At 58.8% G+C, this 25,742-nt stretch carries 20 protein-coding genes, 5 pseudogenes and 1 riboswitch; of the genes and pseudogenes, 13 read left to right on the forward strand and 12 right to left on the reverse strand.

The genetic code is table 11. The annotated features are described in order from the left end of the window. The 7 genes and pseudogenes from NKK52_RS30735 to NKK52_RS30765 all read left to right on the forward strand — a co-directional run. On the forward strand, window positions 1-987 hold the full coding sequence (locus NKK52_RS30735; RefSeq protein ID WP_023685642.1) for an ABC transporter ATP-binding protein: 987 nt from the start codon (window positions 1-3) through the stop codon (window positions 985-987). Next, a complete protein-coding gene (locus tag NKK52_RS30740; protein WP_023685641.1) occupies window positions 987-1,850 on the forward strand; it encodes an ATP-binding cassette domain-containing protein in 864 nt (287 codons plus the stop codon). Before NKK52_RS30735 ends, NKK52_RS30740 begins: the two co-directional genes overlap by 1 nt. A gap of 47 nt (window positions 1,851-1,897) precedes the next feature. Then, window positions 1,898-2,521, forward strand: a complete 624-nt coding sequence (locus NKK52_RS30745) for a helix-turn-helix domain-containing protein (RefSeq protein WP_023685640.1) — start codon at window positions 1,898-1,900, stop codon at window positions 2,519-2,521. A 135-nt stretch (window positions 2,522-2,656) separates the two neighbouring features. Continuing rightward, window positions 2,657-3,928, forward strand: coding sequence for an FAD-dependent oxidoreductase (locus NKK52_RS30750; protein WP_023685639.1), 1,272 nt, complete (start codon window positions 2,657-2,659; stop codon window positions 3,926-3,928). Window positions 3,929-4,022: 94 nt separating this feature from the next. Further along, on the forward strand, window positions 4,023-5,003 hold the full coding sequence (lhpI, locus tag NKK52_RS30755) for a bifunctional Delta(1)-pyrroline-2-carboxylate/Delta(1)-piperideine-2-carboxylate reductase (protein ID WP_023685638.1): 981 nt from the start codon (window positions 4,023-4,025) through the stop codon (window positions 5,001-5,003). A gap of 119 nt (window positions 5,004-5,122) precedes the next feature. Further along, entirely contained in the window at window positions 5,123-6,709 is a 1,587-nt protein-coding gene (locus NKK52_RS30760; RefSeq protein WP_023685637.1) for a M81 family metallopeptidase, read from the forward strand. Window positions 6,710-6,711: 2 nt separating this feature from the next. Then, a pseudogene (locus NKK52_RS30765) lies at window positions 6,712-6,846 on the forward strand (cold-shock protein); the annotation flags it as partial. Window positions 6,847-7,065: 219 nt separating this feature from the next. Here NKK52_RS30765 and NKK52_RS30770 read toward each other — a convergent pair. Then, window positions 7,066-7,536 carry a Ros/MucR family transcriptional regulator gene (locus NKK52_RS30770; protein WP_023685635.1) on the reverse strand — a complete coding sequence of 157 codons (471 nt, stop codon included), beginning with the start codon at window positions 7,534-7,536 and terminating at the stop codon, window positions 7,066-7,068. A 398-nt stretch (window positions 7,537-7,934) separates the two neighbouring features. On the opposite strand from NKK52_RS30770, the pseudogene NKK52_RS30775 reads away from it, so the two are divergent. Continuing rightward, window positions 7,935-8,565: pseudogene (locus NKK52_RS30775) on the forward strand (transposase); the annotation flags it as partial. A gap of 124 nt (window positions 8,566-8,689) precedes the next feature. Then, window positions 8,690-9,694: a glycosyltransferase family 10 domain-containing protein gene (locus NKK52_RS30780; RefSeq protein WP_198031542.1), complete on the forward strand. Its 1,005-nt coding sequence runs from the start codon at window positions 8,690-8,692 to the stop codon at window positions 9,692-9,694. A 137-nt stretch (window positions 9,695-9,831) separates the two neighbouring features. On the opposite strand, the gene NKK52_RS30785 is transcribed toward NKK52_RS30780, so the two are convergent. Further along, window positions 9,832-10,185 carry a hypothetical protein gene (locus tag NKK52_RS30785; protein WP_023671848.1) on the reverse strand — a complete coding sequence of 118 codons (354 nt, stop codon included), beginning with the start codon at window positions 10,183-10,185 and terminating at the stop codon, window positions 9,832-9,834. A gap of 908 nt (window positions 10,186-11,093) precedes the next feature. On the opposite strand from NKK52_RS30785, the gene NKK52_RS30790 reads away from it, so the two are divergent. Further along, a complete protein-coding gene (locus NKK52_RS30790; RefSeq protein ID WP_023685632.1) occupies window positions 11,094-12,149 on the forward strand; it encodes a cytochrome-c peroxidase in 1,056 nt (351 codons plus the stop codon). Window positions 12,150-12,587: 438 nt separating this feature from the next. On the opposite strand, the gene metE is transcribed toward NKK52_RS30790, so the two are convergent. From metE to NKK52_RS30820, 6 genes are all read right to left on the reverse strand, one after another. Next, entirely contained in the window at window positions 12,588-14,936 is a 2,349-nt protein-coding gene (metE, locus tag NKK52_RS30795; protein ID WP_031204423.1) for a 5-methyltetrahydropteroyltriglutamate--homocysteine S-methyltransferase, read from the reverse strand. A 90-nt stretch (window positions 14,937-15,026) separates the two neighbouring features. After that, window positions 15,027-15,227: riboswitch (cobalamin riboswitch) on the reverse strand. 405 nt (window positions 15,228-15,632) lie between these two features. Beyond that, on the reverse strand, window positions 15,633-16,625 hold the full coding sequence (locus tag NKK52_RS30800; RefSeq protein ID WP_352630833.1) for an adenosine kinase: 993 nt from the start codon (window positions 16,623-16,625) through the stop codon (window positions 15,633-15,635). Between the two features lie 108 nt (window positions 16,626-16,733). After that, window positions 16,734-17,909, reverse strand: a complete 1,176-nt coding sequence (gene metK, locus NKK52_RS30805; protein ID WP_023685629.1) for a methionine adenosyltransferase — start codon at window positions 17,907-17,909, stop codon at window positions 16,734-16,736. Between the two features lie 53 nt (window positions 17,910-17,962). Then, on the reverse strand, window positions 17,963-19,300 hold the full coding sequence (glyA, locus tag NKK52_RS30810; RefSeq protein WP_023685628.1) for a serine hydroxymethyltransferase: 1,338 nt from the start codon (window positions 19,298-19,300) through the stop codon (window positions 17,963-17,965). Between the two features lie 28 nt (window positions 19,301-19,328). Next, window positions 19,329-19,685: an ArsR/SmtB family transcription factor gene (locus tag NKK52_RS30815; RefSeq protein ID WP_084026290.1), complete on the reverse strand. Its 357-nt coding sequence runs from the start codon at window positions 19,683-19,685 to the stop codon at window positions 19,329-19,331. Window positions 19,686-19,922: 237 nt separating this feature from the next. Continuing rightward, window positions 19,923-20,267, reverse strand: a complete 345-nt coding sequence (locus NKK52_RS30820) for a recombinase family protein (protein ID WP_023685626.1) — start codon at window positions 20,265-20,267, stop codon at window positions 19,923-19,925. 391 nt (window positions 20,268-20,658) lie between these two features. On the opposite strand from NKK52_RS30820, the pseudogene NKK52_RS30825 reads away from it, so the two are divergent. Both NKK52_RS30825 and NKK52_RS30830 read left to right on the forward strand, forming a co-directional pair. After that, a pseudogene (locus NKK52_RS30825) lies at window positions 20,659-20,960 on the forward strand (hypothetical protein). Next, complete coding sequence (locus NKK52_RS30830; RefSeq protein ID WP_023685624.1) at window positions 20,957-21,433, forward strand: type II toxin-antitoxin system VapC family toxin; 477 nt, start codon at window positions 20,957-20,959, stop codon at window positions 21,431-21,433. Before NKK52_RS30825 ends, NKK52_RS30830 begins: the two are co-directional and overlap by 4 nt. A gap of 800 nt (window positions 21,434-22,233) precedes the next feature. Here NKK52_RS30830 and NKK52_RS30835 read toward each other — a convergent pair. Further along, complete coding sequence (locus NKK52_RS30835) at window positions 22,234-22,728, reverse strand: MaoC family dehydratase (RefSeq protein ID WP_031204421.1); 495 nt, start codon at window positions 22,726-22,728, stop codon at window positions 22,234-22,236. Window positions 22,729-23,209: 481 nt separating this feature from the next. Between NKK52_RS30835 and NKK52_RS30840 the strand changes: the two genes are divergently transcribed. Continuing rightward, window positions 23,210-23,551, forward strand: coding sequence for a hypothetical protein (locus NKK52_RS30840; RefSeq protein WP_210164785.1), 342 nt, complete (start codon window positions 23,210-23,212; stop codon window positions 23,549-23,551). A 55-nt stretch (window positions 23,552-23,606) separates the two neighbouring features. On the opposite strand, the pseudogene NKK52_RS30845 reads toward NKK52_RS30840, so the two are convergent. The 3 genes and pseudogenes from NKK52_RS30845 to NKK52_RS30855 all read right to left on the reverse strand — a co-directional run. Then, window positions 23,607-24,136, reverse strand: a pseudogene (locus NKK52_RS30845) (thiamine phosphate synthase); the annotation flags it as partial. Window positions 24,137-24,157: 21 nt separating this feature from the next. After that, window positions 24,158-24,421 (reverse strand): annotated as a pseudogene (locus NKK52_RS30850) (thiazole synthase); the annotation flags it as partial. 18 nt (window positions 24,422-24,439) lie between these two features. Next, window positions 24,440-25,597, reverse strand: coding sequence for a porin (locus NKK52_RS30855; protein ID WP_023685618.1), 1,158 nt, complete (start codon window positions 25,595-25,597; stop codon window positions 24,440-24,442). Window positions 25,598-25,742 lie beyond the last annotated feature (145 nt).

Below are 25,742 nucleotides of genomic sequence, written 5' to 3' on the forward strand. Positions count from 1 at the left end.
ATGCTTCTCAACGTCGAAAAGCTCAACATTGACATTGCGACGGCGAACGGAACTCTTGCGGCCGTTCAGGATGTAAGCTTCAGCGTGTCGAAAGGCGAAACTCTGTGCATCGTCGGCGAATCCGGCTGTGGAAAGTCGATCACCGCGCTGTCGCTTCTGGGACTCTTGCCCAAGGTGGCAAAGCGGACGGCGCGGGAGGTGAGCTTCGACGGCATCGACATGCAATCGATCTCAAAGCGTCAACTGCGGGGTTTGCGGGGCAACCGTCTGTCGATGATTTTTCAAGAGCCGATGACCGCGCTAAACCCGCTGCACACGATCGGACGGCAGTTATCCGATGTCTATCGGGCGCATCGTTGGGCCACTCGCAGGGAGGCGCGGGAGCGGGCCATCCTACTTCTCGAGCAGGTTGGGATTTCCAACGCGACGCAACGCTTGGGCAACTATCCGCACGAGCTCTCGGGCGGGATGCGCCAGCGTGTCGTAATCGCCATGGCGCTGATGTGCGAGCCCGAGCTGATAGTGGCGGATGAACCGACCACGGCTCTGGACGTCACCATCCAGGCTGAATTGCTGCGACTGCTTATCGACCTGCAGAAGTCTTTCGGGATGGGAATGATCATGATTACGCACGACCTCGGGCTTGTGTCACGCATCGCCGATAAGGTGCTCGTCATGTATGCGGGTCAGGTGGTGGAAACAGCGGCCGCCGAGAAACTGTTCACCAATCCGTCCCATCCCTATACCCGTGCGTTGCTTGGTTCAGTACCTGATCCTTCGCACCCGCGAATGAAGCCGTTGCCCTCTATAGGAGGCACAGTGCCTTCGCTTCTAACGCGTATAGAGAGCTGTCATTTCTACGATAGGTGTCCTCTCGCCTCCGATGCTTGCAGAAGGCCGATTGACCTGGAAGAGATCGGAGACGGCCATCAGGCACGCTGCATAAAGGCCGGCGAAGCAAAAATGCGTCTGAAGGTCGTTGCCTGATGAGCGACAAACCTGTTCTCGAGTTGCGCAAGGTCTCGCACGAATACGGTGGCCGAAGAGGGATTTTCGGCCACAGCGCGCCGATGCGTGCTGTGGATGACGTTTCGGTCCGCGTCAGGAAGGGCGACGTTCTTGGTATCGTCGGCGAGTCTGGGTCTGGGAAAAGCACGCTCGCAAAGATCATGCTCGGTCTCCTCCCGCCGACGCAAGGGGACGTACTGCTGCATGGGCGGTCCATCGCCGGCATGACACGTCGGCAGATCGCCCAACGGATGGGGTTCATTTTCCAAGATCCGTATTCGTCGCTGAACCCGCGCCAGACCGTGGGCAAGATCGTGGCCTATCCGCTGTATTTGCGCGGCGAGGGCACGTCGGCGGAGCGGCAAGAACGAGCGCGAAAAATTCTTGACGTGGTGGGTTTGCCGTCACGTTTCCTGGAAGCGTATCCCAGCCAGATGTCGGGCGGCCAACGGCAGCGCGTCGCCATCGCGCGAGCTCTGATCTCACGTCCGAAACTGCTGATATGCGACGAGCCGACCTCGGCGCTTGACGTGTCGGTTCAGTCCCAAGTGCTCAATCTGCTTTTGACGCTGCGCGAGGAATTCGATCTGACATACGTCATGATCAGCCACAACATGAGCGTGATCCAGCATATGACCACGCACGTGGCGGTAATGTACGTAGGCCGGGTCGTCGAAATGAACGTCTCCGAGCGGATCTTCGAAAAGCCGCGCCACCCCTACACACAGCTTCTGCTGAACTCGACGCTGACGGTCGCGCCGGGTGCCGGTGTTCCCGATCTGAGGACTGACGCCGCTGCCCGCCAGGCGATGCGTGATTATCCATCCTACATTGCTCCTTGATGGTAAAAAGACCTCTGACGCCCCAGCCCGATTCGGTATGAGATGAGATGACGCAGTTGGATTCCATACAGCAGCACAAATATCCACCGGTCGGAGTTACCGTTCAGAAGCTGCGCAAGCAATTCAGGCTCACCCTGAATGACTTGGCGCAGAGATCGGGGCTTTCGATTTCGGCCGTATCAAAAATCGAAAACGGCCAAGTCTCGCCGACATACGACACCATCCTTCGCCTTTCGGTTGGGTTGGGTGTCGATGTGACCGAGCTCTTCGGCAGTATCACCAGCAAACCCGGTGCGGCAGGCCGCCTGGTCGTCACCAGAGGCGGCGAGGGCATTCTGCAACAGACACCTCACTACCAATACGAGTTGCTTGGCGCCGATCTCGCAGCCAAGCAGTTCACGCCTCTGCTGACGCGTGTGCGTGCGCACTCAATCAAAGAATTCACCAAAATCGAGGGCCATCTGGGGGAGGAGTTCTTCTATGTGCTGTCAGGTGAGGTGATCTTGCACACCGAGCACTATGCGCCGGTGCGCCTCTTGCCAGGCGACAGCAGCTACTATGACTCCACAATGGGTCACGCGCTCGTTTCGGCAAGCGAGGAGGATGCACTGATCTTGTGGATCGCCACGCGCGTCCACGGAGTACTGGTCCAGCCCTCTTCAGCCGTTTGAAGCGATCTCGCGCTAGCGCACGATGAACTTTTGCCGAAAAGGCATTCCGGTGATCTGTTCGCATGTGCGCTTTGACGGACGCGCCAAGGGTTTGAGAGGGACAAAATGAATTTAGCTAAGTCTTGAAGAAATTTTATGAGTGACGGAAATGGAAATAACAACATCGCCGTGATTGGTGCCGGGGTAGCCGGAATCACAACCGCATACGCTCTTGCGAAGCGCGGCATCAACGTAGCTGTCATTGACGCACTCTCCGGCCCGGCCGAAATGTGCAGCCGCGCGAACGCCGGGATCATCGCTGTCGGACACGCGAAAGCCTGGGCAGGACCGCAAGCAATTGGCGCCATGGTGAAAGCCATTGCGGGACGTGACCCGTCGGTCCAAATAACACGCCTGGGAGATCCTGCGCTTTGGCATTGGGGCCTTGAGTTCTTGCTCAACTGCCGCTCTTCGACTCATCTAAGGAACACCGACAAGCTCCAGCGTCTGAGCCGCTATAGCCGCGCTCTCGTCGCCGCGGCCGAAACCGACATGGACCTACCCAAAGAAATCCGACATCAGGGCGGCCTGTATCTGTTCCAGAACAAGACGCAGTTCGACACTTATGTCGCCTCGATCAGGCGTCATGGCGACGGCGCAATCGAGGTGCTTAACCGGAAGGGGCTGATTATGCGCGAACCTGCGCTCGCCGCTATGCCCGATTTGGTTGGAGGGCTGTTCAGTGCAGCAGACTCTGTTGGCGATTGCCGGCTGTTTAGCCAACGAGCAGCCGCCTTCTTGAGCCAGACACACAAGGTAAGTCTGCATTTCGATACCCGCGTCACAGGCTTTCGCCGCGTGGGCAATGCTATCGCGGCGATCGTAACAGACCGCGGAGAAATACCCTGCTCGGCAGTGATCTTGGCCACGGGTGTCGAAACGCCCGACATCACCCGATCGCTCAGCTTTCGCCCCAATATATATCCAGTAAAGGGCTATTCGGGCACTTGGACGATTACGGATCCCGAGGGGGTGCCCACGTTGCCCTATGTCGACGAAACGGAATTGCTGGCTGTCGCAACCTTTGGCGGAAAGCTACGCGTCACCGCGATCGCTGAATTTGCGGCTCGCGATCGCTCTCTTCCCGAGGATCGCATTGAACGGATTGCCGCTTACGCGCGACGGTCTTTCGGGCACGCGGTGGATTTGGCAACGCCGGAATTCTGGTCCGGTCTGCGGCCAACCACACCCGGTGGTCCCCCCTACCTGGGCCGCATCCGGCGGTTCGACAATCTTTGGATCAACGCGGGGCACGGGCAACTCGGCTGGACGATGGCGTTCGGCTGCGGCGAGTTGCTGGCGCAAAGGATCATAGGCGAACAAATATCGTTAGAGGACGTCAGTTCGAGGGCTCGATGGCTTTCATAGCTTTGTGTTGCTGCCTGCAACTTCGACGTGCCGCGATTCTGGACGGAAGCTACGAAGCTCGCCGACGGAGCGATACCACAAGGAGCAAACGGATATGACTGATGCCGCTATCAGGATCATTGATGCCCATGCGACTGCGGCAAGTCTCCCCTTCGATGCACTTGTCGACGCCCTACAGGCCGGTTTTCACAATGGCTGTGTGGTGCCTGCCCGGCATCATCATCGTCTCGAGAAAACTGGTGAGCCGGATGCAACCCTTCTTATCATGCCGGCCTGGGCCAAACCCGAGGATCAGGATCAGTTCCTGGGGGTCAAGCTAGTCACTGTGGTTCCAGGAAACGCAGCCCGAAGCTTACCCGGACTGACGTCCACCTACATCCTCTACGATGCGGTGACAGGCCGACAACTGTCCTTGATGGATGGCAATGTCATCACCTCAAGGCGGACGGCGGCCACGGCCGCATTGGGCGCTCGTTTTCTCGCTCGGGTGGATGCACGCTCACTACTGGTTATAGGCGCTGGTCGGGTCGGCAGCCTCATTCCTGACGCTTACCTCGCCGTTAGACCGATCGAGAAAGTGTCGGTTTGGGATATTCAACATGAGAGCGCTGACAAGCTCACTCGCTCATTGAATGAGCGCGGGATTACCGCTCAGGTCGTGACTGATTTGGAACAGGCCGTAGCCGCCGCGGACATTGTCACAGCTGCAACCCTTGCGACCGAGCCAGTCATCAAAGGACAGTGGATTCGTAAGGGAACACACATCGATCTCATTGGCGCCTTTACCCCGGGAATGAGGGAGGCAGACGATGCAGCGTTGATGATGGCCAGGGTGTTTGTCGATACCCACGAAGCGTTGCACGAGGCGGGTGACCTTGTTCAGCCCATAGGAGGCGGCGTGGTTGCCAAGGAACATGTCCTCGGCACGCTCGAGGACCTTGCAAACGGGAAAGTGAAGGGGCGCACCGCCGTTGATGAGATCACCTATTTCAAAGCGGTTGGATCCGGGTTGGCCGACCTTGTCGCGGCTCGCATGGTCTACAAGAGCGTTCGCGCGGCTACCGTGTGTGTTTAGCACAAACCGCATGCGAGCAGTGCGCGAGACGGTGGGCGGCAACGCAGCACCTGCAATTAACTGTCAGGAACGGTTCTCAAACCAGCAACAGCCGGCCCAATTCCCGAAGGGAGCATTGTATGAACGAAAGCGTTGAACCAGCATCGACCAAGCCGGCAGAGGCTCGCTTGCGCGTAGCCATTGCTGGCCTCTTGCACGAGACGAACACGTTCGCCCCGTTTGGCGCCTTCTACGACGACTTCGCTCGGGCCGACGGCTGGCCAGCAATAACGTTTGGCGCTGACATTCTCGATGTCTTTCCTCCCCTTGAGATCCCGATTGGGGGCTTCATTGCTGCCGCCAAAGACACGTGCGATCTCGTGCCCATAGTGTGGGCTGCGGCCGAGCCGACTAGCTTCGTGTCGGACGACGCGTTCGAACGGATCGCCACGGAGATCTGCAGCGGCATCGCGGCCGCTGGGAAGCTCGACGCGATTTTTCTCGACCTTCATGGCGCTATGGCAGTCCAATCATATGAGGATGGTGAAGGAGAATTGCTTCGACGCGTCCGAGCATTCGTCGGACCTGAGCTGCCCGTCGTCATCAGCCTTGATCTTCACGCCAACGTCACTGAGACGATGGTGGAATTGTGTGATGGCATCGCTCTGTTTCGCACCTACCCGCACATCGACATGGCCGCGACCGGTCAACGCGCCTTTACGCTATTAGGGCACCGCATCCGACATGGCAGGGCTCTGGCAAAAGCGTTCAGAAAGCCGCCGTTTCTGATTCCGCTGGCCGCGCAGTGCACAGACTTCGAGCCTTGCAAGAGCCTGTACCAGAAACTGCCGGGCTATCTGGACGCCGCTGTATTCAATGTTGACATGGCGCTAGGTTTTCCTTTGGCTGATATTCGGGACTGCGGCCCGGCGATAGTAGCCTACGGGACAGATGCAGCGGCCGTCGCAGCCGCAGCCGACAAGGCCTGCGCGGCGATGCTCGAGGCTGAAAGCATGTTCGAGATGCCGTTGCTCAGCGTCGGGCAGGCAGTGGAACATGCCCTACTCCACGGAGGCAGGGGCGAAACCATCGTCCTCGCCGATGTTCAGGATAATCCAGGCTGCGGAGGAACATCAGATACCGTAGGACTTCTCAGAGGGATGGTCGAAGGTGGATTGCGGAACAGCGCTCTAGGGCTGCTTTGGGATCCAGAGACAGCAGCGTCAGCTCACGAGGCCGGGGTAGGCGCCGAAATGGACGTACGCCTGGGAGGACGTTTCGGGTATGATGCCGAACCTTACCGGGTCAGAGTTCGCGTCGAGCAACTTTGGGAAGGGGTGTTCACGGCCAATGGACCGTTCCTCGCCGGCGTAAAAGTTGATCTTGGTCGGATGGCGCGCCTACGAGTACTGGACCCGCGTTCCGACGTGCAGGTCGCAGTCTCGACCATCCGATATCAATGCCTAGACCAAGATCTTTTGCGCGCTGTTGGAATAGAGCCGAAGGAGCAGTCCGTCGTCGCAGTCAAGAGTACCATTCACTTCCGCGCGGACTTTGCACCGATGGCCAAAGAAATCGTCATGGTCGAGTCCCCTGGTGCTCACTGGTGCCGCAGCGAGACGCTCCCCTACGAGCGATTGCGGGAGGGCGTGCGCAAAGCCCCGATCTCGCTGACTAGAGACCCCCTTTTGCGCGAAAAAACAGGGTCCCGATTCCATGGTCATTGACAGTTTTCGTCCACATTTCCGCTGTCGAACGTGCGGGCCTCTCGACCCTGGCTGACGGCCAGAAGATCAACTATGAGATCGAGCAGGACCGCCGCACTGGCAAGTCCTCAGCTGGCAGCCTGAGCAAAGCTGGTTGAAATTTTCTCCTGCGTCCTGGCAAGAGTAGGCACGTAGGTCCTCACGGCCGCTCGATAGGAGCGAGCAAAAACTGAGGGCAGCAGATTGCTGCAGGCGTCGCGAATTCCTCATGAAACAAAGTTGTTTGAAAGGAAGGCGGGGTTGGCCCCGCCTTTTTATATGACGCGCAGATTAAGCCGATGGCTGCAACGCTCCAGAACGAATCTCGATTGCCGAAATCAAGCCGCGACCTTCTTGCGGGTTCGCTTCGTCGGCGCAGGCTCCGGCGCTTCCGGCGCCTTAGGTTTGCGGCCGAGCCCCATCGTCTTGGCCAATGACGAGCGCGCCGCGGCGTAGTTCGGCGCGACCATGGGATAATCCGCGGGCAGGCCCCATTTGGCCCGATATCCATCCGGCGTCAGCCCATAGTGGGTCGACAGATGGCGCTTTAGCGATTTGAATTTCTTCCCGTCCTCAAGGGAGATGATGTAGTCCGGTGTCACCGATTTCCTGATCGGGACTGCGGGCGTAAGGGCAACCGGCTCTTGCGCAGAGACACCTCCGGCCGTCGCTCTCAGAGCCGCATGCACTTGGCCGATGAGGGCAGGGAGATCCCCCACCGGGATCGGATTGTTGGAGACATAGGCCGACACGACATCGGCGGCAAGCTCAATGAGGGTGTCGACGTTTTTTCCGGCTTCTTCTGTCATGAAACTCTCCAGGCGGTGAAACATAGTCAGCGAAGCGTCGCTTCATAGGGCCGGTTGCCGCTGAAAGCAACAATGTCTCGACAGCGTTATTGCCAATGCTCGTCCAGAAGCGACATCGATGCGCCATATTTCCCGTCGTGACCGCTGAGCCACTCGTTGTTGGCGACCCTGCCGTGGTGCGTGGCGCGTCCCGGCTGTACTTTGCGCCGAAGTTGCTAGTAGTCGAGGCTAAGCGCGCTATTTTCGTCTCGCTTTACTTCTTTGGACTGTGAAATCGAGGGATCGTGATCGCTTGCTGGTGGGCGTCAGGGACGATGGACGGTCATTGGCAATGGCCAAATGTAAGTTCATCGCCCGGTGAGCCGCTCTTCCAAGGGGCTGGGAACCGCCGCTGGTAACCAAGGACATCAATGTATTTCGAGGCGTTTCTTAGCCGGTCCTCGAGAGACGGCAATCACTGCGGACGACACCTGTTCCACGATATCGAACAGCGCGGCGACACAGGCAGCTTCTCGAATCTGGAGCGGCTTCTCGCAAGTTGGCGCCGCGCCGAGAGGCCGGGCAAGGACAGTGCGTCGCCTGCTTCAATCATACGCGTCAACCAGTCAGCGACGCTGTCCCATACGAATCCCGCGACCTGCCGTGTGATCTCGCCGGTAGTCGCCCCGGCCCTCTGCACGAAGCCTCGGGATGTGCTGATGATCAACCAGGCCACAAAGGTCGACGTCCTGAAGCAGGGATCACATGAGTTTGCCACTATGCGCAGGCTTGCCATGCGCTTCCGCGGCATTTTGCGGGGCCTGTGAATTGGGCAAGCTCGACACTTCGATCGACGTGGCGTCAACTCCGGGTCTGTCGCCATCACGCGTTTCGGTCGGGTCCTACGCCGTGACGCTGACGCCGTTCGCGATGCCATTGAACTACCGTGGAGCAACGGCCAGGCGGAAGGGCTGATCAACCGCCTGAAGACGATTAAACGTACCATTGGGCAGAGCGGGCTGCGAACTCATTAGGGCACGCATGCTGCCACTCAGCCGGCCTGATCACCACACAAAGCGAGGAAGAACCTGGTCAAGTGCAAAGCGACAATTGCCTCGACAGCAGGTCCCGGAAGGTTTATGCTGCCCGATGTTACCGCAATCCTGAATGGCGATTGAGTACCTTCACGACTGAAGGGAGTGGAACTGCTTTGTCGGCCAAATTGTTGACGGAACGCCCGGCGCCCATTGTTGCTACATGTCTAGATTCTTGGGGCGTTTTGGATGATGCAATCCACCATCTCACTCCAAAGGGCAGTGGAATCTGGAACAACGTCGCTTTTGTACGCACTACATCGTTCGTGCCCGATTGGCATATTGTCTTTAACTCTGCTTCTCTTTTTGGGCTCCCTGTTGATATCGAGGCGAGCCCAAACAGGACAATCTTTGCAATCGGCGAACCGCCGACGAAAGCTCATCGTGCATTTCATGAAGGGCAGGGGAAGAATACTATCGTCCTGACGTCTGACGAAGAGCTGGCTGCTCGGCAGAATGCAGCGCGCCGATTCGTTTTGTCTCCACCTATCACTCGGTCTTGGTCTGTAAACAAGACATATGACCAACTTCTGGTCAGCGAAGTCGTGGATAAGCCGTTTCGGCTCTCATGGATTACCAGTAACATCGCCCTGCTAAAAGGACATCGATATCGGCTGGCGTTTCTGGAACGGCTGAGAAAGGAGCTCGATTTTGACCTGTTCGGCCGAGGTTTTCGGCTGATTGGAGATAAATGGAACGCACTCGCACCTTACCGTTACAGTATAGCGTTCGAGAATACTCGTGCTGACTACTATTTTACAGAGAAGCTTATGGACTGCTTCGTTGCTGAAACAATGCCGATCTATTACGGCAGCCCAGCAATCACGAGGTTCTTCCCTTCGGACTCTATGGTTCTGATTGACCCAGAGGACAAGAACGTAACCCAAAAAATTCAAGAAATCATCAACTCAGACCTCTGGAAGGAACGTCGCGGCGCAATAAGAGAGGCGAAGCGGCTAGTCCTCGAGAAATACAATACGTTTGCCTATCTCGCGGGCTTCATCGAAAGCGTTCAGGATAAACCCTTACCGCCAGAAATTATACACATCGAATCGCCTGAAGTTGATTTTTCGATAGACGAATGAAGTACTCCAACGCTCGCTCCGCGTGCCCGGCGGTTGGTGGTCTCACGAGATCGGTGCGGAACGCCCGGCGGAGAATGCCTGCTGCGCAAACGGGCCGGCACGGGCGAACAAGGTCATGCGCCCCCGGCTGCCGCTAATCAGACGAACTGGGGAAGGCCAGGAACGGAATTGAGGACCTCGTCCACGAGTTCGTCGCCGGCATGTTCCTTGGCGCAGGCGATCGTCTCGTTGGCGAGGGCGGCGATCTTTGCCATGCTGAGACCCTCACTCATCAATTGCTGCCCGAGCCCCATAAGGCCGCCACCCTCTGGGTCGTCGCCATGATACTTCGCTACTAATTCCGAAGCTCCCGGAATGGCCTCGATCATGCGCGCGCCGGGACCGTCGGCCGCGTGGCTCCGCAGGAAACCCAGCATTAACCCAACGGCCTTCTCTGCGACAGCCGGGCCGATGCCGGCACCAGTGGCGATGCGCGGTAGGATTTCTTCCATGCAGGGTCTCTCTCTCTTTGATTACGTTTACAAGGGGCCGGTCCGGCCCGCGCCTTTGGCCGAACCACAATTGAACTCCACAAAATAGGCCAGCGGAGGTGCTATTGCGCCTAAAACCGCCTCTGTCAACGCAAGCTGCGTCGGACGTGCGTGTTTCCCAAACCGAAGATCATTCCAATTCACTTCATTACGCACTGGCAACCGCACAGTTTGCGGTGGCTCGCTTATGAGCCAATGCCCCGCGCCCGTCAAATGATGACGACAACATGGTCATCGCCTAGGATCTGTGGATCAAGGTGTGAGGCAGTTGCAGCGGGTGGACCTGCTCAAGCGCCGCGCCATCCTCGCGTGATGGGATGTTCGTAGAAGCGGAGCTATATGCCGGTGTGACGATCGATGAAGGCAGAACGGCTATTCCGCTACGACCTCCATACTGTCGCATAGACCGTCGCTGCTTAGGTATTGAAACCGCCATCGCTGGTGACATCACAATGTGCAGTCGGCGGGTGTCGACAAGGCCGATTCACGCAATCAGCAGGTCAGGAGGAACGAATGAACCCTGACGTTTCAGAAGCTCACTTTTCGCAAGGCGTGCAGCGCACATCGTGCAAGAGATTGCCAGTCTTGCGGATGCTGTCGACTTTCTCAACCTTGGCTGGAAGATCGCAGTGACCGAATCTACGAAGCCGCCCTCAGGGCGTGCTTTGATGCATAAAACCGGTTGCCAACCAGGGATACTCCTCCTCCCTGAAGTCCAATCGAGAAGAGCGATCACTTCCAAGAGGGTCCCAGCTCAGCTGCGAAAACAGGTGTGAGACCCCGTCCTCTCCCTCAAGCTGATCTAGCTCAGGGCGTTCATGAGCCGCAGATCGCATAATGGCTGCGTGGACGACGCAGGAAGACCAATTATGAAAATCCTATTCAGTACGATGGCCGTGACCTTGCTGGCACCCACCGCCTTTGCTGCGGATTCGATCCCCACCGACCTCAGAGATACGGCATTGGCCACCTTCACGGCTTTGCCATCCACCACGCCGACAGTCGCCAACAACCCGATCACCCCGGAAAAGATCGCTCTCGGCAAGGCACTGTTCTTCGATCCACGCGTCTCGGCGTCAGGCGTCTTGTCGTGCAATTCATGCCACAACCTGGCCACCGGCGGCGACGACAATCACGAAACCTCGATTGGCCATGGTTGGCAGAAGGGACAGCGCAACGCGCCGACTGTACTGAACGCTGTCTTCAACATCGCCCAGTTCTGGGATGGTCGTGCCGAAGACCTGAAGGCTCAGGCGAAGGGACCGGTCCAAGCCGGGATCGAAATGGCCAATACACCGGGCCAACTCATCGCCACTCTCAAGTCCATGCCGCAATATGTCGAGTGGTTCGATGCAGCTTTTCCGGCTGAAGCCGATCGGGTCACCTTCGACAACTTCGCCAAGGCGATCGAAGCCTTCGAGGCGACACTGGTCACACCTGCCCCGTTCGACAGCTTCCTGAATGGTGATGAGGTTGCCATGACTTCCGAACAGAAACAGGGCCTGGTGCTTTTTATGGACAAAGGCTGCTCGTCCTGCCATGCCGGCATCAACGTTGGTGGGCAAGCCTATTACCCATTCGGCCTCGTGGAACGGCCCAGCGCCGAAGTCCTGCCGGACAAAGACAAGGGCCGATTTGAGGTCACCAATGCAGCCGACGATTCCTATGTCTTCCGCGTGGCGCCGCTGCGCAACGTTGCACTCACCGCGCCATACTTTCATTCGGGCAAGGTTTGGGATCTGAAACAGGCCGTCGCCATTATGGGGACCACCCAGCTCGGCGTAGTACTGGCGGACGAAGAAGTTGACCTGCTTGTTGCCTTCCTCAACTCGCTGACCGGAGAGGCACCTGACGTCGCCTATCCCATCTTACCCTCAGAAACGGCGACAACGCCCCGGCCTGTAACGCAGATCTCAGGAAAATAAGGGCCAATCGGCCGCGGACTCGCAATCGAAAATGATTGGCGATTTTTACTTGGCGACACGAATTGCGACGTCCATCTCCGAATTGGCGGGACGCTAGCGATACCCGAACCCTGCCACCTCGCCCGTAGTCTGCGCGATCAACTGGGGGCGGACAGACGCAGCACCATATATTGTCGCTGCCTGAGCGAACGCGCCAAGCAGTCTACTTTGAGAAACGACGCGTGTCCGATTTGTTCGAGGCGCGGGGCCTGTATGTCCCCAAGGAACCAATATTATAGCGTAGTGCCACATTTATATTTCTGCGGGATTAAGACACGTGCCGTAGGGAAATTGCACATTTGCGCCGAGTGGCTCATTTCCAAGAGTGTGCCGGTTTGGCATGTTCACGGCCGACAGGAGCCAGCCGGTAGCTCACCACACGGTGAGGAAGGAGAAGCCTCAGGCCACTTTCTCCCGGAGCGCGCGCGCTGCAGCGACCATGTTCATGAGGGCAGGGCGGACCTCCTCCCATTTGCGTGTTTTGAGGCCACAGTCCGGGTTTACCCACAGTTGGCCGTCGGACAGTCGCTCGCGGGCAAGCATGATTAGGTCCGAAATCTCGCAGACCTCCGGCACACGTGGTGAGTGAATGTCATAGACGCCGGGACCGATCTCGTTCGGATATTTGGAGCTCGTGAAGGCGTCCAGCAGTTCCATCTTGGAGCGCGACGTCTCAATCGAAATGACATCCGCATCCATTCCAGCGATCGCGTCGATGATCTCGTTGAACTCCGAATAGCACATGTGGGTATGGATTCGAGTCGCGTCCTTTACACCCGTTGAAGCGATCCGGAAGCATTCGACAGCCCAGTCGAGATAGGCTTTCCAGTCAGATTGGCGCAGTGGCAATCCTTCGCGAAACGCGGCCTCATCGATCTGGATCATCCTTGCGCCGGACCTTTCGAGATCCGTCACTTCGTCGCGGATGGCGAGCGCGATCTGGCGGCAGGCTTCGGAGCGGGGTACGTCGTCTCGAACAAAGGACCAGTTGAGAATGGTCACTGGGCCTGTGAGCATTCCCTTCACGGGCTTTTCCGTAAGCGACTGGGCGAATTGCCACCAGCGCACCGTCATCGGATTGGGCCTCGATACGTCCCCGAAGATGATGGGGGGACGCACGTAACGCGACCCATAGCTTTGCACCCAGGCATGCTGAGTGAAGGCGAAGCCGGACAGCTGCTCGCCGAAATGCTGTACCATATCGTTTCGTTCGAACTCACCGTGCACCAGCACGTCCAGCCCGATCTCTTCCTGCCAACGAATTGCTGACTCGATCTCCTTCTTCAGGAAAATCTCGTAGTCGACATAACTGAGCTGGCCCTTCGCATGAGCGGACCGCGCGCGGCGTACCTGCGGCGTCTGCGGGAAGGACCCGATTGTCGTCGTCGGGAACGGCGGCAGCCCGAGCGTGCCGGCCTGGACTCTGGAGCGCTCGCCAAAAGCGCTCTCTCGTCGTTTCATGCTATGGTCAATGCTGGCGATCCGCCCCTCAACAAGCGGGTCATGGATCTTCGTGGACGTCAAGCGAGTGGCGGCAGCCTCGGCAGAAGCTTTCAACGCGGCTGCCACCGCATCCCTGCCTTTGGAAAGGGCCCGGGCCAGCAAGACCAGCTCGTCGGTCTTCTGGGCCGCGAAGGCGAGCCACGACCTGATGTCGGCCTCGAGTTCCGTCTCCATGCGCAGGTCAATCGGCACATGCAGCATCGAGCAAGAAGGCGCAATTTCGACGCGGTCCAAGGGCCAGCCGGCGACGATCGGTTTGATGCGGTCGAGAATGGCGGGCAGGTTCGCACGCCAGACGTTGCGGCCATCGATCAAGCCGAGCGAGAGCACCAGATCCTTCGGAGCGAGCCGACCCACCGTTTCCAGCTGCTCGGGAGCGCGCACGAGATCAATATGCAGGCCGGCCAGGGGCAGAGAAACCGCGGTTTCGAGATTGTCTCCCAGCGACCCGAAATACGTAGCCAGCATGATCTTCAGCTCGGGCGCGGCTTTCGACAGCTGGCCATAGGCGAATTCGAACGCAGCTCGTTCGTTCGGGTTCAGATCGAGGACAAGCGCTGGCTCATCGATCTGCACCCAGTCGGCTCCCGACAGCTTCAGCCTCTGCAGGACTTGCTCGTAAACGGGCAGCAGCCGCGGTAGGAGCGCGATGGGACCGAACCCTTCGGCACGCGATTTCGCCACCTTGAGGAAGGTGATGGGTCCAAGGATGACTGGGCGTGTGTGTATGCCGAGAGCTTTAGCCTCGAGGAAGTAATCGACCGGCTTCGATGACGAGAGGGCGAACGTCTGATCATCATCGAGTTCCGGCACAATGTAGTGGTAGTTGGTGTCAAACCACTTGGTCATTTCCATCGCGGTTACACCAGGTCCATGAGCCTCCTCCTGGTGACCAGCGTGTCCACAATCCTCCGTCTGACCCTGGTTGCCGCGCGCCATTGCGAAGTAGATGTCAAGTGGGACCTCGCCGCTATTCCAGCCGTACCGGGATGGAATGGCCCCGACCATGGCTGCGGTGTCGAGCACATGGTCGTAAAGCGAGAAGTCGTTCGACGGGATTTTCGACACGCCGCGATCGCGCTGCTCTTCCCAGCTAGCGGCACGGAGCGCCTTCGACGTCGCAAGAAGGTCGCCAGCGGACGATGTTCCGGACCAGTAGCTTTCGAGGGCGAATTTCAGTTCTCGCCGACGACCGAAGCGCGGCACGCCGAGCGTTGCTACAGGAATTTGCTGAGAGACAGTCATGTCATACCCCGATGGTTGGGGGCGTCGGTGACAAGGAGGCGCTAGCAGGCCGGCACGCCGGTTGCAGCGGCCACCGAGACACCCCGCCCGTGGACGTAATTCGCCGTGGCAGGTCTCCTGGCTCGCGGGGTCATAGCCTCTACCCGTCTTCCCGAGGGTATTCGCCTCAGTGACATGAGTGGATTGGCTCGCCGCTAACAGTTGCGGGGGCAGCGCCGGCATCGCACCGGCTTCCCTCTTAGCTCCGCTGCGGCAGCACCGTACGCGAGAACCACAACAGCAGACAATCACAGCAACCCGCTCTTTGTCAATGACGCATAATGAAATGTTTATGTCGTTATATGGTCGCGTTTTACGCCTTTGTCTAGCATTGTGAAATATTCAGTCTGCTGCCCGCATTCGGCATCGTGGGACGTGATCGCAAGTCAAGTCCGACGGACGCCGCGAGTTCTCCGTTACCTCAGGAACCTTACTGGCCTTCCCCAAGCTGAGCTTCTGGAAAATGCTGGTGACGATCTGGATGACGGTGAATGCCGTCATGGCAAGCACGCCTTGCACCGCTCCTCCAGCGAGCTTCACGGCAGCAGCATGGGTCAGTTCTCCGAAGCGAATGGCTGTCGCTATCAGCGAGCTTTGACACAGTTCCGCCACTGCGGTCATCGCGTCAGTAGGGCGGCTGGTTAGTTGCCCGCGCATCTACAGCAACCCAGCCCCTTCCGCCTCGCGGCGCAAATTCTGCCTTGGCCTTGGGCCGATCTGCTGGATCACCAGGCCGGCCGCCAGCGAGCCAAGGTCGCCGCAGGTCTTGAGGTTGCGGCCCTGCGTGTAGCCATGCAGGAAACCGGCGGCGTAGAGGTCGCCGGCGCCGGTGGTGTCGACCAACTCCTTGATGGCGGTCGCCTCGATGACCACGGTCTCGTCGCCGCGCACGATCACCGAGCCTTTTTCGGAACGGGTGACGGCGGCAATCTTGCAGTCCTTGCGGATCTGAGCCAGCGCCTCGTCGAAGGATTTTGTCTGGTAGAGCGACTTGATCTCGTGGCTGTTGGCAAAGACGATGTCGACAGTGCCCGAGCGCATCAGCTCGAGGAACTCGTCCCGGTAGCGGTCGACGCAGAACGAATCCGACAACGTCATCGACACTTCGCGTCCGGCCTCGTGTGCGAGCTTCGCCGTCTGCCGGATCGCCTCCTTGGCGCGCGGCGGATCCCACAGATAGCCCTCGAAATAGGTCACCTTGGCGCCTGACGCCTTGTCGGCCTCGACGTCTTCCGGCCCGAGTTCGATGCAGGCGCCGAGATAGGTGTTCATCGAACGCTCGCCATCGGGGGTGACGAAGATCATCGATCGCGCTGTCGGCGGCTGGCCCTCAAGCGGCCTGGTGTCGAAGGCGACGCCCTGGGCATGGATGTCATGCGCGTAGATTTCGCCGAGCGGATCGTTCGACACCTTGCCGAAGAACGCGGCGCGTCCGCCGAAGCTGGCTACGCCGGCCGCCGTGTTGCCGGCACTGCCGCCGGAGGCCTCGATCGCCGGGCCCATGCGGCTGTAGAGCAGTTCGGCGCGGCGCGTGTCGATCAGGTTCATCGCGCCCTTGATGATGCCGTTGATCTCGAGGAATGCCTCGTCGCACTGGGCGATGATGTCGACAATGGCATTGCCGATGCAAAGCACGTCATAATCCGGCATCAATGTCTCCGCCAAAAAACCCGAGCCGGCTTCTCGCCACGCCTGCCAGGCGCGGGTCTGCCCGGTGGAAATGGGCTTTCCGCTTGCCAATCCGTTCGCCGGCGGCTCTCACGGGGCGGCGAGTCCTGCCTCGCGACGCAATTCGTCCGCCCTGTCTGTCTTCTCCCAGGTGAAATCAGGCTCTTCACGGCCGAAATGGCCATAGGTCGCTGTATTGCGATATATAGGGCGTAAGAGATCAAGCATCTTGATAATGCCTTTCGGTCTGAGATCGAACAACTCAAGAATGAGGCGCTCGATCCTGCTTTCCTCAACCCTGGCTGTCCCGAACGTGTTGACCATGACGGAAACCGGACTGGCCACGCCGATTGCGTAAGCAAGCTGCACCTCGCACACGTCCGCAAGTCCGCTAGCAACGATGTTCTTTGCGACATAGCGGGCTGCATAGGCAGCCGAGCGGTCAACCTTGGACGGGTCCTTGCCCGAGAAGGCGCCGCCGCCATGACGACCCATCCCGCCATAGGAATCGACGATGATCTTGCGTCCAGTGAGACCGCAGTCGCCGCGCGGCCCGCCGACTACGAACCGCCCCGTCGGGTTGACCAGAATTCTGATGCCTTCCGTCTCCAGGTGGGTCGGCAGGACAGGCTTTATGATTTCCTCAATGACGCCCTCGCGGACAGTCTCTTGCGAGACCTGCTCGTCATGTTGCGTCGACACGACGATGGTATCCAGGGCGACCGGGCGCAACCCCTCATAGCGCACTGAGACTTGGGATTTCATGTCAGGACGCAACCAGCCAAGCTGTTGTGCCTTCCGGACATACGCCTGCCGTTTCGTCAAGCGATGAGCGAGCTGGATCGGCAAAGGCATCAGGGTATTGGTTTCGCGGCATGCGTAGCCGAACATGAGGCCCTGATCTCCCGCTCCCTGCTGGAGGTCTTGCCCTCTTCCCTCGTCAACGCCTTGGCTGATGTCGGGCGACTGCTCGGTGAGGGCATGAACGACGGAGCAACGCCGGCCGTCAAAGCCGACGGCCTCGTCGTCGTACCCAATGTCGAGAATCGTATCGCGCGCAATTTGGCTGTAATCCACCTGGGCATCGCTGGTGATCTCGCCAGCCAGAACGACTATCCCTGATTTTACCAACGCTTCACAGGCGACGCGCGCCTTGGGATCTGTGCGGAGGATGGCATCGAGGATGGCATCCGAGATGTTGTCGGCCAACTTATCCGGGTGCCCCGCGCCAACCGATTCGGAAGAGAACACGAACTGCCTAGCCATGAATACCTCGCTTCGGATGTTGGATGTGGTATGGGCATTTTGCTTGGCCCACCTTACTTGTCGGAGATGCCCGGGACCTCGAACGCAGCGCACAAGTCGGCAACGTCTCTTCGCACGCAGGCATGGAGATCTTCGTCGTCTGGCCGCTGGAGGACGGAGTCAATGAAGCCAGCAATTTGCACCATTTCCACATCGCGCATGCCCATTGACGTCACTGCTGGCGCCCCCAGGCGAATTCCGCTTGTGACCGCCGGATGCCGCGGGTCGCCAGGCACCATATTAAAGTTTGTGATGATTCCTGCCTTTGCTAGTCGCCCGGCATAGGCCTTGCCCGATAGTGGCCGATCGCGAAGATCAAGGATCAGCATGTGATTGTCCGTCCCCCCGGTAACCAGGTCATAACCTCGCTCAAGCAGTGCATGTGCCAGAGCCTTGGCATTCTTGACCGTCTGTTGGCCGTAGCCTCGGAAGGACGGGTTCGCGGCTTCGTGCAAGGCAACCGCTAGCGCAGCGATGGCATTCATGTGAGGTCCGCCTTGCAGGTGAGGGAAGACCGCCCGGTCTATTCGTCTGGCGAGATTGTATTTGCTCTTTGTATGATACAGGGCCTGATAGCGATCTTCGTTCCTTGACAAAATGAAGCCACCGCGGGGACCGCGGATCGACTTGTGGGACGTGCTGCTGACCACGTCGCAATGGCCCACGGGATTCGGGTGCGCTCCCGCGGCAATCAGGCCGCTGATGTGCGCAATGTCGGCTACGAGATAGGAGTTCGCTTCCAGGGCAATTTCTGCCATTGCCGCGTAGTCAAAGACACGCGGGTAAGCGGTTCCGCCGACCCAAATGAGCCGCGGCCGTTCCCGCTTGGCTGTCTCGCGCAAGCGGTCATAGTCAATCTGCTGTGTCTTTTCATCTAGTCCATAGGGCACGCGTTGATAGTCAGTTCCGGAAAAGTTGATGGCCCAACCATGAGTCAGATGGCCCCCTTCCGGAAGGGGCAAGCCCATGACTTTGTCACCGGGACTCAAAAGCGCACGATAGACAGCCTGGTTGGCCGGCGAGCCGGAATAAGGCTGGACGTTGGCATGCTCGCTGCCAAATAGCGTTTTCAGGCGCTCAATGGCTAGATTCTCAAGCTCATCAACGATCTCGTTTCCAGCGTAGTAGCGCGCACCGGGGTACCCCTCGGCGTACTTGTTCGTGAAAATCGAGCCGTTCGCTTCCAGCACGGCCGAGGACGCAAAGTTCTCTGAGGCGATGAGCTTGAGGGTCGTCCGCTCCTGCCGCTCCTGTCTCAGAAGCAGCTCGTGAACGCGGCAATCAACCGCGGCCAAGGAAGACCGCCCGTGGGTGTCGGGCTGTGCGATCGCACCGTCTGCGGAGTTGTCCATGGTAGCTTCGCGCTCCAATTGGATTGACCTATTTCACGATCAAGCACGCGGTCCCCTTCGGCCGCGTGTCTCGTACCGCTTCGAGCCGCTGCAGGTCCTGTTTATGATAGCCGTCGCGATGGGGCAGGAGATCGACCAATAATTGAACCAGCCCGCCGTCGTTGGATCCTGCGTTGAGATGGTACGAGCGCCACGGAGGCTGTTCGTTGCAGCAAAGAAAGTCGGCTCTGGCGAGCAGCCGGACGTGTCGCGCAACCCGCTCTCGACACACGCCCAGAATCTCCGCTAGCTCGCAGACAGTTAGGTCCGCATGCGCACAAAGGCCCAGGATTCGAAGGCGGTCTGGATGCGCTGCCATGCGTAGGCGACTAACCAGTGTCATCATGGCTCAGGACCAAGTCCTGCCGAATTTCTCATTTCGCGTTCTCCGCAGAAGTTGCGATTTCGAAGGGTTGTCCAACGACCGGACAAATCTCGGTGGCCGTGACGACCGTCGATATCCTGTGTCGAACAAACAAATGGGCGCTCTTCTTGCCTTTAGCCGAAATTGCAAGCAGTTCGGCCAGTCGAAGACAAGCGGGGCCACGGTTTGGAACCACTGACCTCAGACGTTGCAATAAGCCTACCATTCACAGCGAGCCGGAGTTGCTAAGAGTCTATGAATTTCCTTGAAGGATCTGTTGCAACGTTTGCCCAGCCTGGCCTGCTCCCGGTTTGCAGCGGTCATGGTCAGGCGATCCATCGCCTCTGCGAGCACAATCAGGAATTTGCCCTGCATCGCATCGCTGATCAGCTCCTGAAGGCCGGGACGCAACAGCGACCCGCCGCAGATCGCGCGGTGGGTATTGCTGTCGACGACTGTCCAGCCTTGCTTTTCAGCACGCAAGCAGCAGAGCCGCAACTGATCCTCGATCGAGGCGTATCGGTGATTGTCAGTTGAGTAGCGAGCGCCAAGCGCGACCTTCATGAGGCGGCCCCTTACTCCGGGACGCGGTCTCGCGTCTGGCTATCCGTTTCGGCTTGAACGAAATCCCGTGCGGCCTGTCGCGCCAGCAGCCGGACCAGATTGACGAAGCGTCGATCGGGCTTCGGCGACGCAGACACAGCCGATTCGCGGGCCGCGCCGGCGACCACACCAAGCTTTTCGGCTGTTGCCGTTTCGGCGCGCTATGATCGCGTTCCTGTCCTGACGCGAAATACTCCGTTTCGCGACAATGATGCCAAGTCACAGTGCTTCGACAAGCTGGAATTCTATCAATAACGCGCGTCGCGCAGGAGCCAGTGCTGGCCGATCACGGGGCACCTTGTGCTCCGAAGAAGCCATGGCTATATATCCGGATAGAGAACGGAGGCACGCGATGGGCAACACTGCACAGAAGAGAGCCATCGAGAATTATCGCTCTCGCCTGGCTGAGCGCGGCATCGCGCGGTTCGAGATCCAGGCCTTCGACGCAGACCGCGATCTACTGCGAACTCTTGCCCGAAAATAACGGAGAGCGGGCCGGATGCCCGACAGCTTCGTCGGACCATACAGCAAGCCGTGGCGGGTGAGCCACCGAAAGCGGGCAGCATTCTCGCCGCGTTGCGTCGCTCGCCTCTGGTTGGCTCCAATCTCGACCTCAGCCGGCCGCGCGAAGAGGGGCGCAAGATCGACCTGTGACGCGCTACCTTCTTCATACCAATATCATCAGCAACGTCATAAAGCCGGAGCCTTCGGGCTCGTTGCTGGCCTGGATGGGCGCGCAGAAGGACGAAGACCTCTTCATTGCTTCGCTTACTGTCGCCGAAATTCGCCGAGGCATCCTAGAGAAGCCGAAGGGGAAAAAGCGCAGCAGCCTTGAAACTTGGTTCGAGGGCTCCGAAGGCCCGCAAGCGCTGTTCGCTGGCCGCGTGCTATCGTTCGACGAGAAAGCTGGCCTCGTGTGGGCGCGGCTGATGGCCAACGGCAAAGCCAGAGGCCGTTCGCGGAGCGCCCTAGACACAATCATTGCCGCTGTAGCCGAAGCCAACGAGTGTGTCGTAGTGACCGACAATGAAAAGGACTTCGAGGACGTTCAGATAATCAACCCGCTCCGTAGCTCTGGAAGCCAAGCGGGTGATGATAGCTCCAACGGTCCGGCCGTTTCAATTTGAGGATTTCAGCGGCAGGGAGTCCGAACGTCTCGTGTTCGCCTACCTTTAGCGATGGCTGGATTGATCTTACTTAGTTTGGCCAGGGACGTCTCTTCCAGTTCCGCTTTAATGCCATCCCTGTTCATCTAGTCAGCTCGATCTACCAACAGTTCGCACGCACGAGCGCCGCGAACAAGGCGCGATCGCAGGGACTGCGCGATACGCGTGTCGAGCTCGTCCATCTTACACTCGATCTCGTCTTCGAAGGCCCTCTCGCCAAACGCCACTGTAGTCCATCCCGCGTGCGCCTCGGGGGCCTTCTCATCGAGGGTTTCTCGCCACTGGTCTGGCGCGCTACCAATGGCAAGTTCGCCCGCTGGGAACTCGTCGGTCTGCACTCCCAGCTCTGGGCATCCACATCAACTGCGGAGCTCTTCATAGCCGTGTTCTTCCTTTAGCTGGCAGCTCTCGAGCTCGACGAGCAGCCGATCAGCGACACCTGCGACCTCAAGTTCGACCCGGTTGACTCGATAACACTCTATTGGCAGATTCAGTCGGGGAGGATCTGCCCACTCCGATCACAAGCCGATCTTTCGACCCCGTGGTCGGGAATTCTCCATGGACCTTCGTGAGGAAGGAATGCAGCGCCGAAAGCCGAAGCGCTTCCGATGCATCGAAGCCCCTTCCGAGTCGGAGCCCCGATTAGGCATTCCTGCCACTCTATCTAGCCGACCCCCGTGGCCGCGTTGCCGATCGGTGCGCTAGTCGCCTACATCGCCCCGGCACGTGAAGATCGTCTCTGCTGATGCTCGTTGAGCAATTCAGGCCGCCTCCGGCTGGCGTTTGATCAGCGTCAGCGTCAACCAGCGCGCGGTCAGCGCCGGCTTTTTCGAGCCCTCGATCTCAATCGTCACGCCCAGCGCCGTCTGCACCCAGCCCGACGGCCTGACCTTGACGTCGGCCAGTACGAAACGGGTGCGGATGCGAAAGCCGGTTTTCACCGGCGCCAGGAAGCGCAGCGATTCGAAGCCATAGTTGACACCCATCTTGCAGTTTTCGAGCGGCCGCATGGTCTCGAAAGTCATCGCCGACAAAAGCGAAAGCGACAGGAAGCCATGTGCGATGGTGCCGCCGAACGGCGTCTCGCGCTTGGCGCGCTCCGGATCGCAGTGGATGAACTGGTGGTCATCGGTGGCCTCGGCGAACTGGTCGATCATCTGCTGCGAGACCACCCGCCACGGCGACACGCCGACTTCCTTGCCGACGCTGGCCAGAAGTTCGTCGAGACTGATCGGTTCCACGCTAATGTCCTCCATTTCAACCGTCCGAAGCGCGAGCGGCTTCATTCCGAACAGTGTCAGCCCATGCTGCACCGACTGCCGGCCATCCATCGGCAGGATGGCGCCGGTGAGATGACTGCCGTCACGGCTGTACGAATAGAACGTTCCGCCGGCAATCTCATCGGCGCACCGATGCGCCCGATCCGAACATGGCCGCAGACGGGCTGGCTTGTACCTCGGTCGCGGTGCGCGTCCTACAGGCCAACGAAACAGCTCGTCTTGCTACCGGTGATCATTCCGCCGGCGCCGCTATGCGGTATTGTCGCAGATTGATAAAATCAATTGTCTGGATAGTAACCATCCGTGTTTCGAATTTGGAGGAGTCCAGCAGACGGGGTGGCTTGTGGTCCTTGTTGAAGCGCGCCGGCCTCATTCACCGGTAGCACTGAGCCGGCAAGAAGCGCCAGTTCAATGACATTGGGTGTCGACACGGCAAAGCGGCATCAGATGCTACTTCATGATGCGGGATGGCGCTTGCTTCAAGAACGCTCGGCCTGACGTGGAAGCCAGCACCGGATCTGGATTGTCGGTGCGCGGATATTCGCGCAGCACAGCGGCAACCGCAGCGACGATCGATCTCAGCCGTTGCGAGCATGCCGATCTTGATGGCGGCCACTCTGTTAGGCTGAAGCGTAGCGCGCATCTGATCCGCCACCGGACGGGGTTGCGTAACTTGGATTTCCAGGCGTGTTCATGGGTTTGCACCGTCAGCGCGCTGACAGCAAGGCAGGTGCGCACGCCACTGGAAGCGATCGTCTGGATCTCGCGGGCAATTCCAGCCCCCACCGCTGGTGTCTGACCCGACAGCAACGAGCACATGCGGTTCTCGCCTCGGCGCCATTGCTCTGTCTTTCGATCCATTCTGGCGTGCGCGCTTCTGGGGCGTCGTTCAGCGCAAAGTCGGTGACCACGGCTGCGCTTTCCGCGCCAGCCTCAAAAAACGCCTTCGAGACGGTCAGGTTGAGGCCGCCGATGCAGACCAATGGGATCGGCGCGACCTGGTGCTTCCACCGCTGATCCGCTCGAGTCCTCGCGACGCCCATTCATCTTCTTGAGGCTGTTGGATAGACTGGGGCGAGCGCCACATACTCCGGTTCCGCCACTGGCGCCGTTTCCAGTTCGGTGTGATCGTGGATCGACAGGCCGAGCTTCAACCCGACGTATTTCATCGCCAGCATCGGCGGCAGCCAAATCCTTTTGACCAAGATGGACGAAGTCGCAGCCTTCCTCGATTGCCGTGCGCCAAATGTCGTTGACTCACTTGGCAACCAGGGACCGCGCAGGCGTCGTTCGCGCGGCGGATTTCCGTCTGCAGTCCTTTCTCGTCCATATCCTTTATCCGGAGCTGCACCAGACGGACGCCGAGCGGCACCAGCCGGTCAATCCAGCCGGCACGTCCACGACTTCATGAGAAGACGGCCCTGCCGATCGTCGGTGGGTAGCGCCGTTCGAGCATTCCCGAGCTGAAAGCTTCACGACCGGCATCGACCGCTTTGCCGAACGCACGCGCCATGCCGACCGGATCGGCCGCCCTCGGGACCGCCGTGTTCAGGAGCACGGCGTCAAACCCGAGCTCTATGACGGTCGCCGCGTACGACGGCCGTCCGAGCCGTGCATGCACAATCAACGGAATGTAGGGGGAATGTCCGCGCATCAACTGGACCTCGGAGCTCAACGCTTCATCGCATTAGAATGAGCGTTCGAAACGCAGGATACCGCCGACACTGCTCTTCTTGTTGGCATTGGTCCAGTTCACTTCGGAAGCTTTCACCTTTCCGACGGCGGAGCCTCCGTAGCGGTCATAGTCGAGTTCAGCCGTAACTGTGAAATCTAGAAGGAACGCATAGGCGACGTTCGCAGCGACACCATAGTTGTTGAGCTGATCACCCGAGAGCTGAAGGTTGAACGAAGCTGACTCGGTGAGCTCGTAACCGCCGCCAGCCCAGAAAGCCCAGTTCCCGCCCCAAGGTTTATAGAAACCGCGACCATGAGCGTCGATCGCGTTCATGGGGTCGTCGTTGAGCTTGCCATTGGAACCGTAGCCGAACATTCCGAACAGCAACAGTTCGTTGGTGACATTGATGTCGACACGGACCTTGGCGGCCACCGATTCGTAGTTGCTATCATAACCAGCAACGCCGGTGATCGCTCCCCAGCCATGTGTGTATTTCAAGCCGCCGACTATCTGCGGAGCGTAGTTGTCGATTGTGCCGACCACGCCTGAGCCTTCTTCGAGCGAAACCACGGCCGAAAAGCCGTTCCCGGCGTCGAAGTAGTACTGGACCACATTGGTATCCAAAGCGCCGTAGGGAACCGGCGTCTGGTTGAGTACGTCACCCGCGCCGCCAATAAACATGTCGAAGGCCGACCAGTCCTTACCAACTCGGAGGCCACCAAGCTGAATCCAGGCGAAAGTCAAGATGCTGTCTCCGTTGAAGGCATAGGACCGAGAACTGTCCGAAACCGAAGTGTGGCGGTTACCGAAATTCACGCGGGTTTCGGTGTAGGTCTTCAACGTGCCGAGTTCGGTCTCCTGGCCGGTCCAAGCTTTCAGTGTGAAGCGCGTGTTGTTTTGCCATGTACCCTGATCCTCACCAGTCCTCACATCTGAGGTTCTTGCGTGGTAAAACAATCCGACATCGCCCAAGCCCACGTAGTAGCTAAGATAGCCGCCGATGCGCAGGCAGGTCTCGGTGCCTGAAATATAGACGTAGCTGGAGCCGTAGACGTCGCAGATCTTGAGGTACTCAGTGGGATCAGGCTCGGGGACGATGATCACGGCGCGAGCGTCGGAAGCGGCGATCAGTGCCGCAGTTGAGCCGAGGAGGAGGCTCCCAATGGTCATTGTTGATCTCCGTCTAAATAGTAAAAGGAATCGAGACCGATGAATGATTTTTGCTAAGCGAACGATTGACAGCGAACCAAGCTTAATTCTAGGAGTGTTGCTGCACCTGCCGTGCTAATGCTCAGGAGAATTTATAATGTGATTG

The sequence above is a fragment of the Mesorhizobium sp. C277A genome, assembly GCF_040324395.1.
GTDB lineage: Bacteria > Pseudomonadota > Alphaproteobacteria > Rhizobiales > Rhizobiaceae > Mesorhizobium.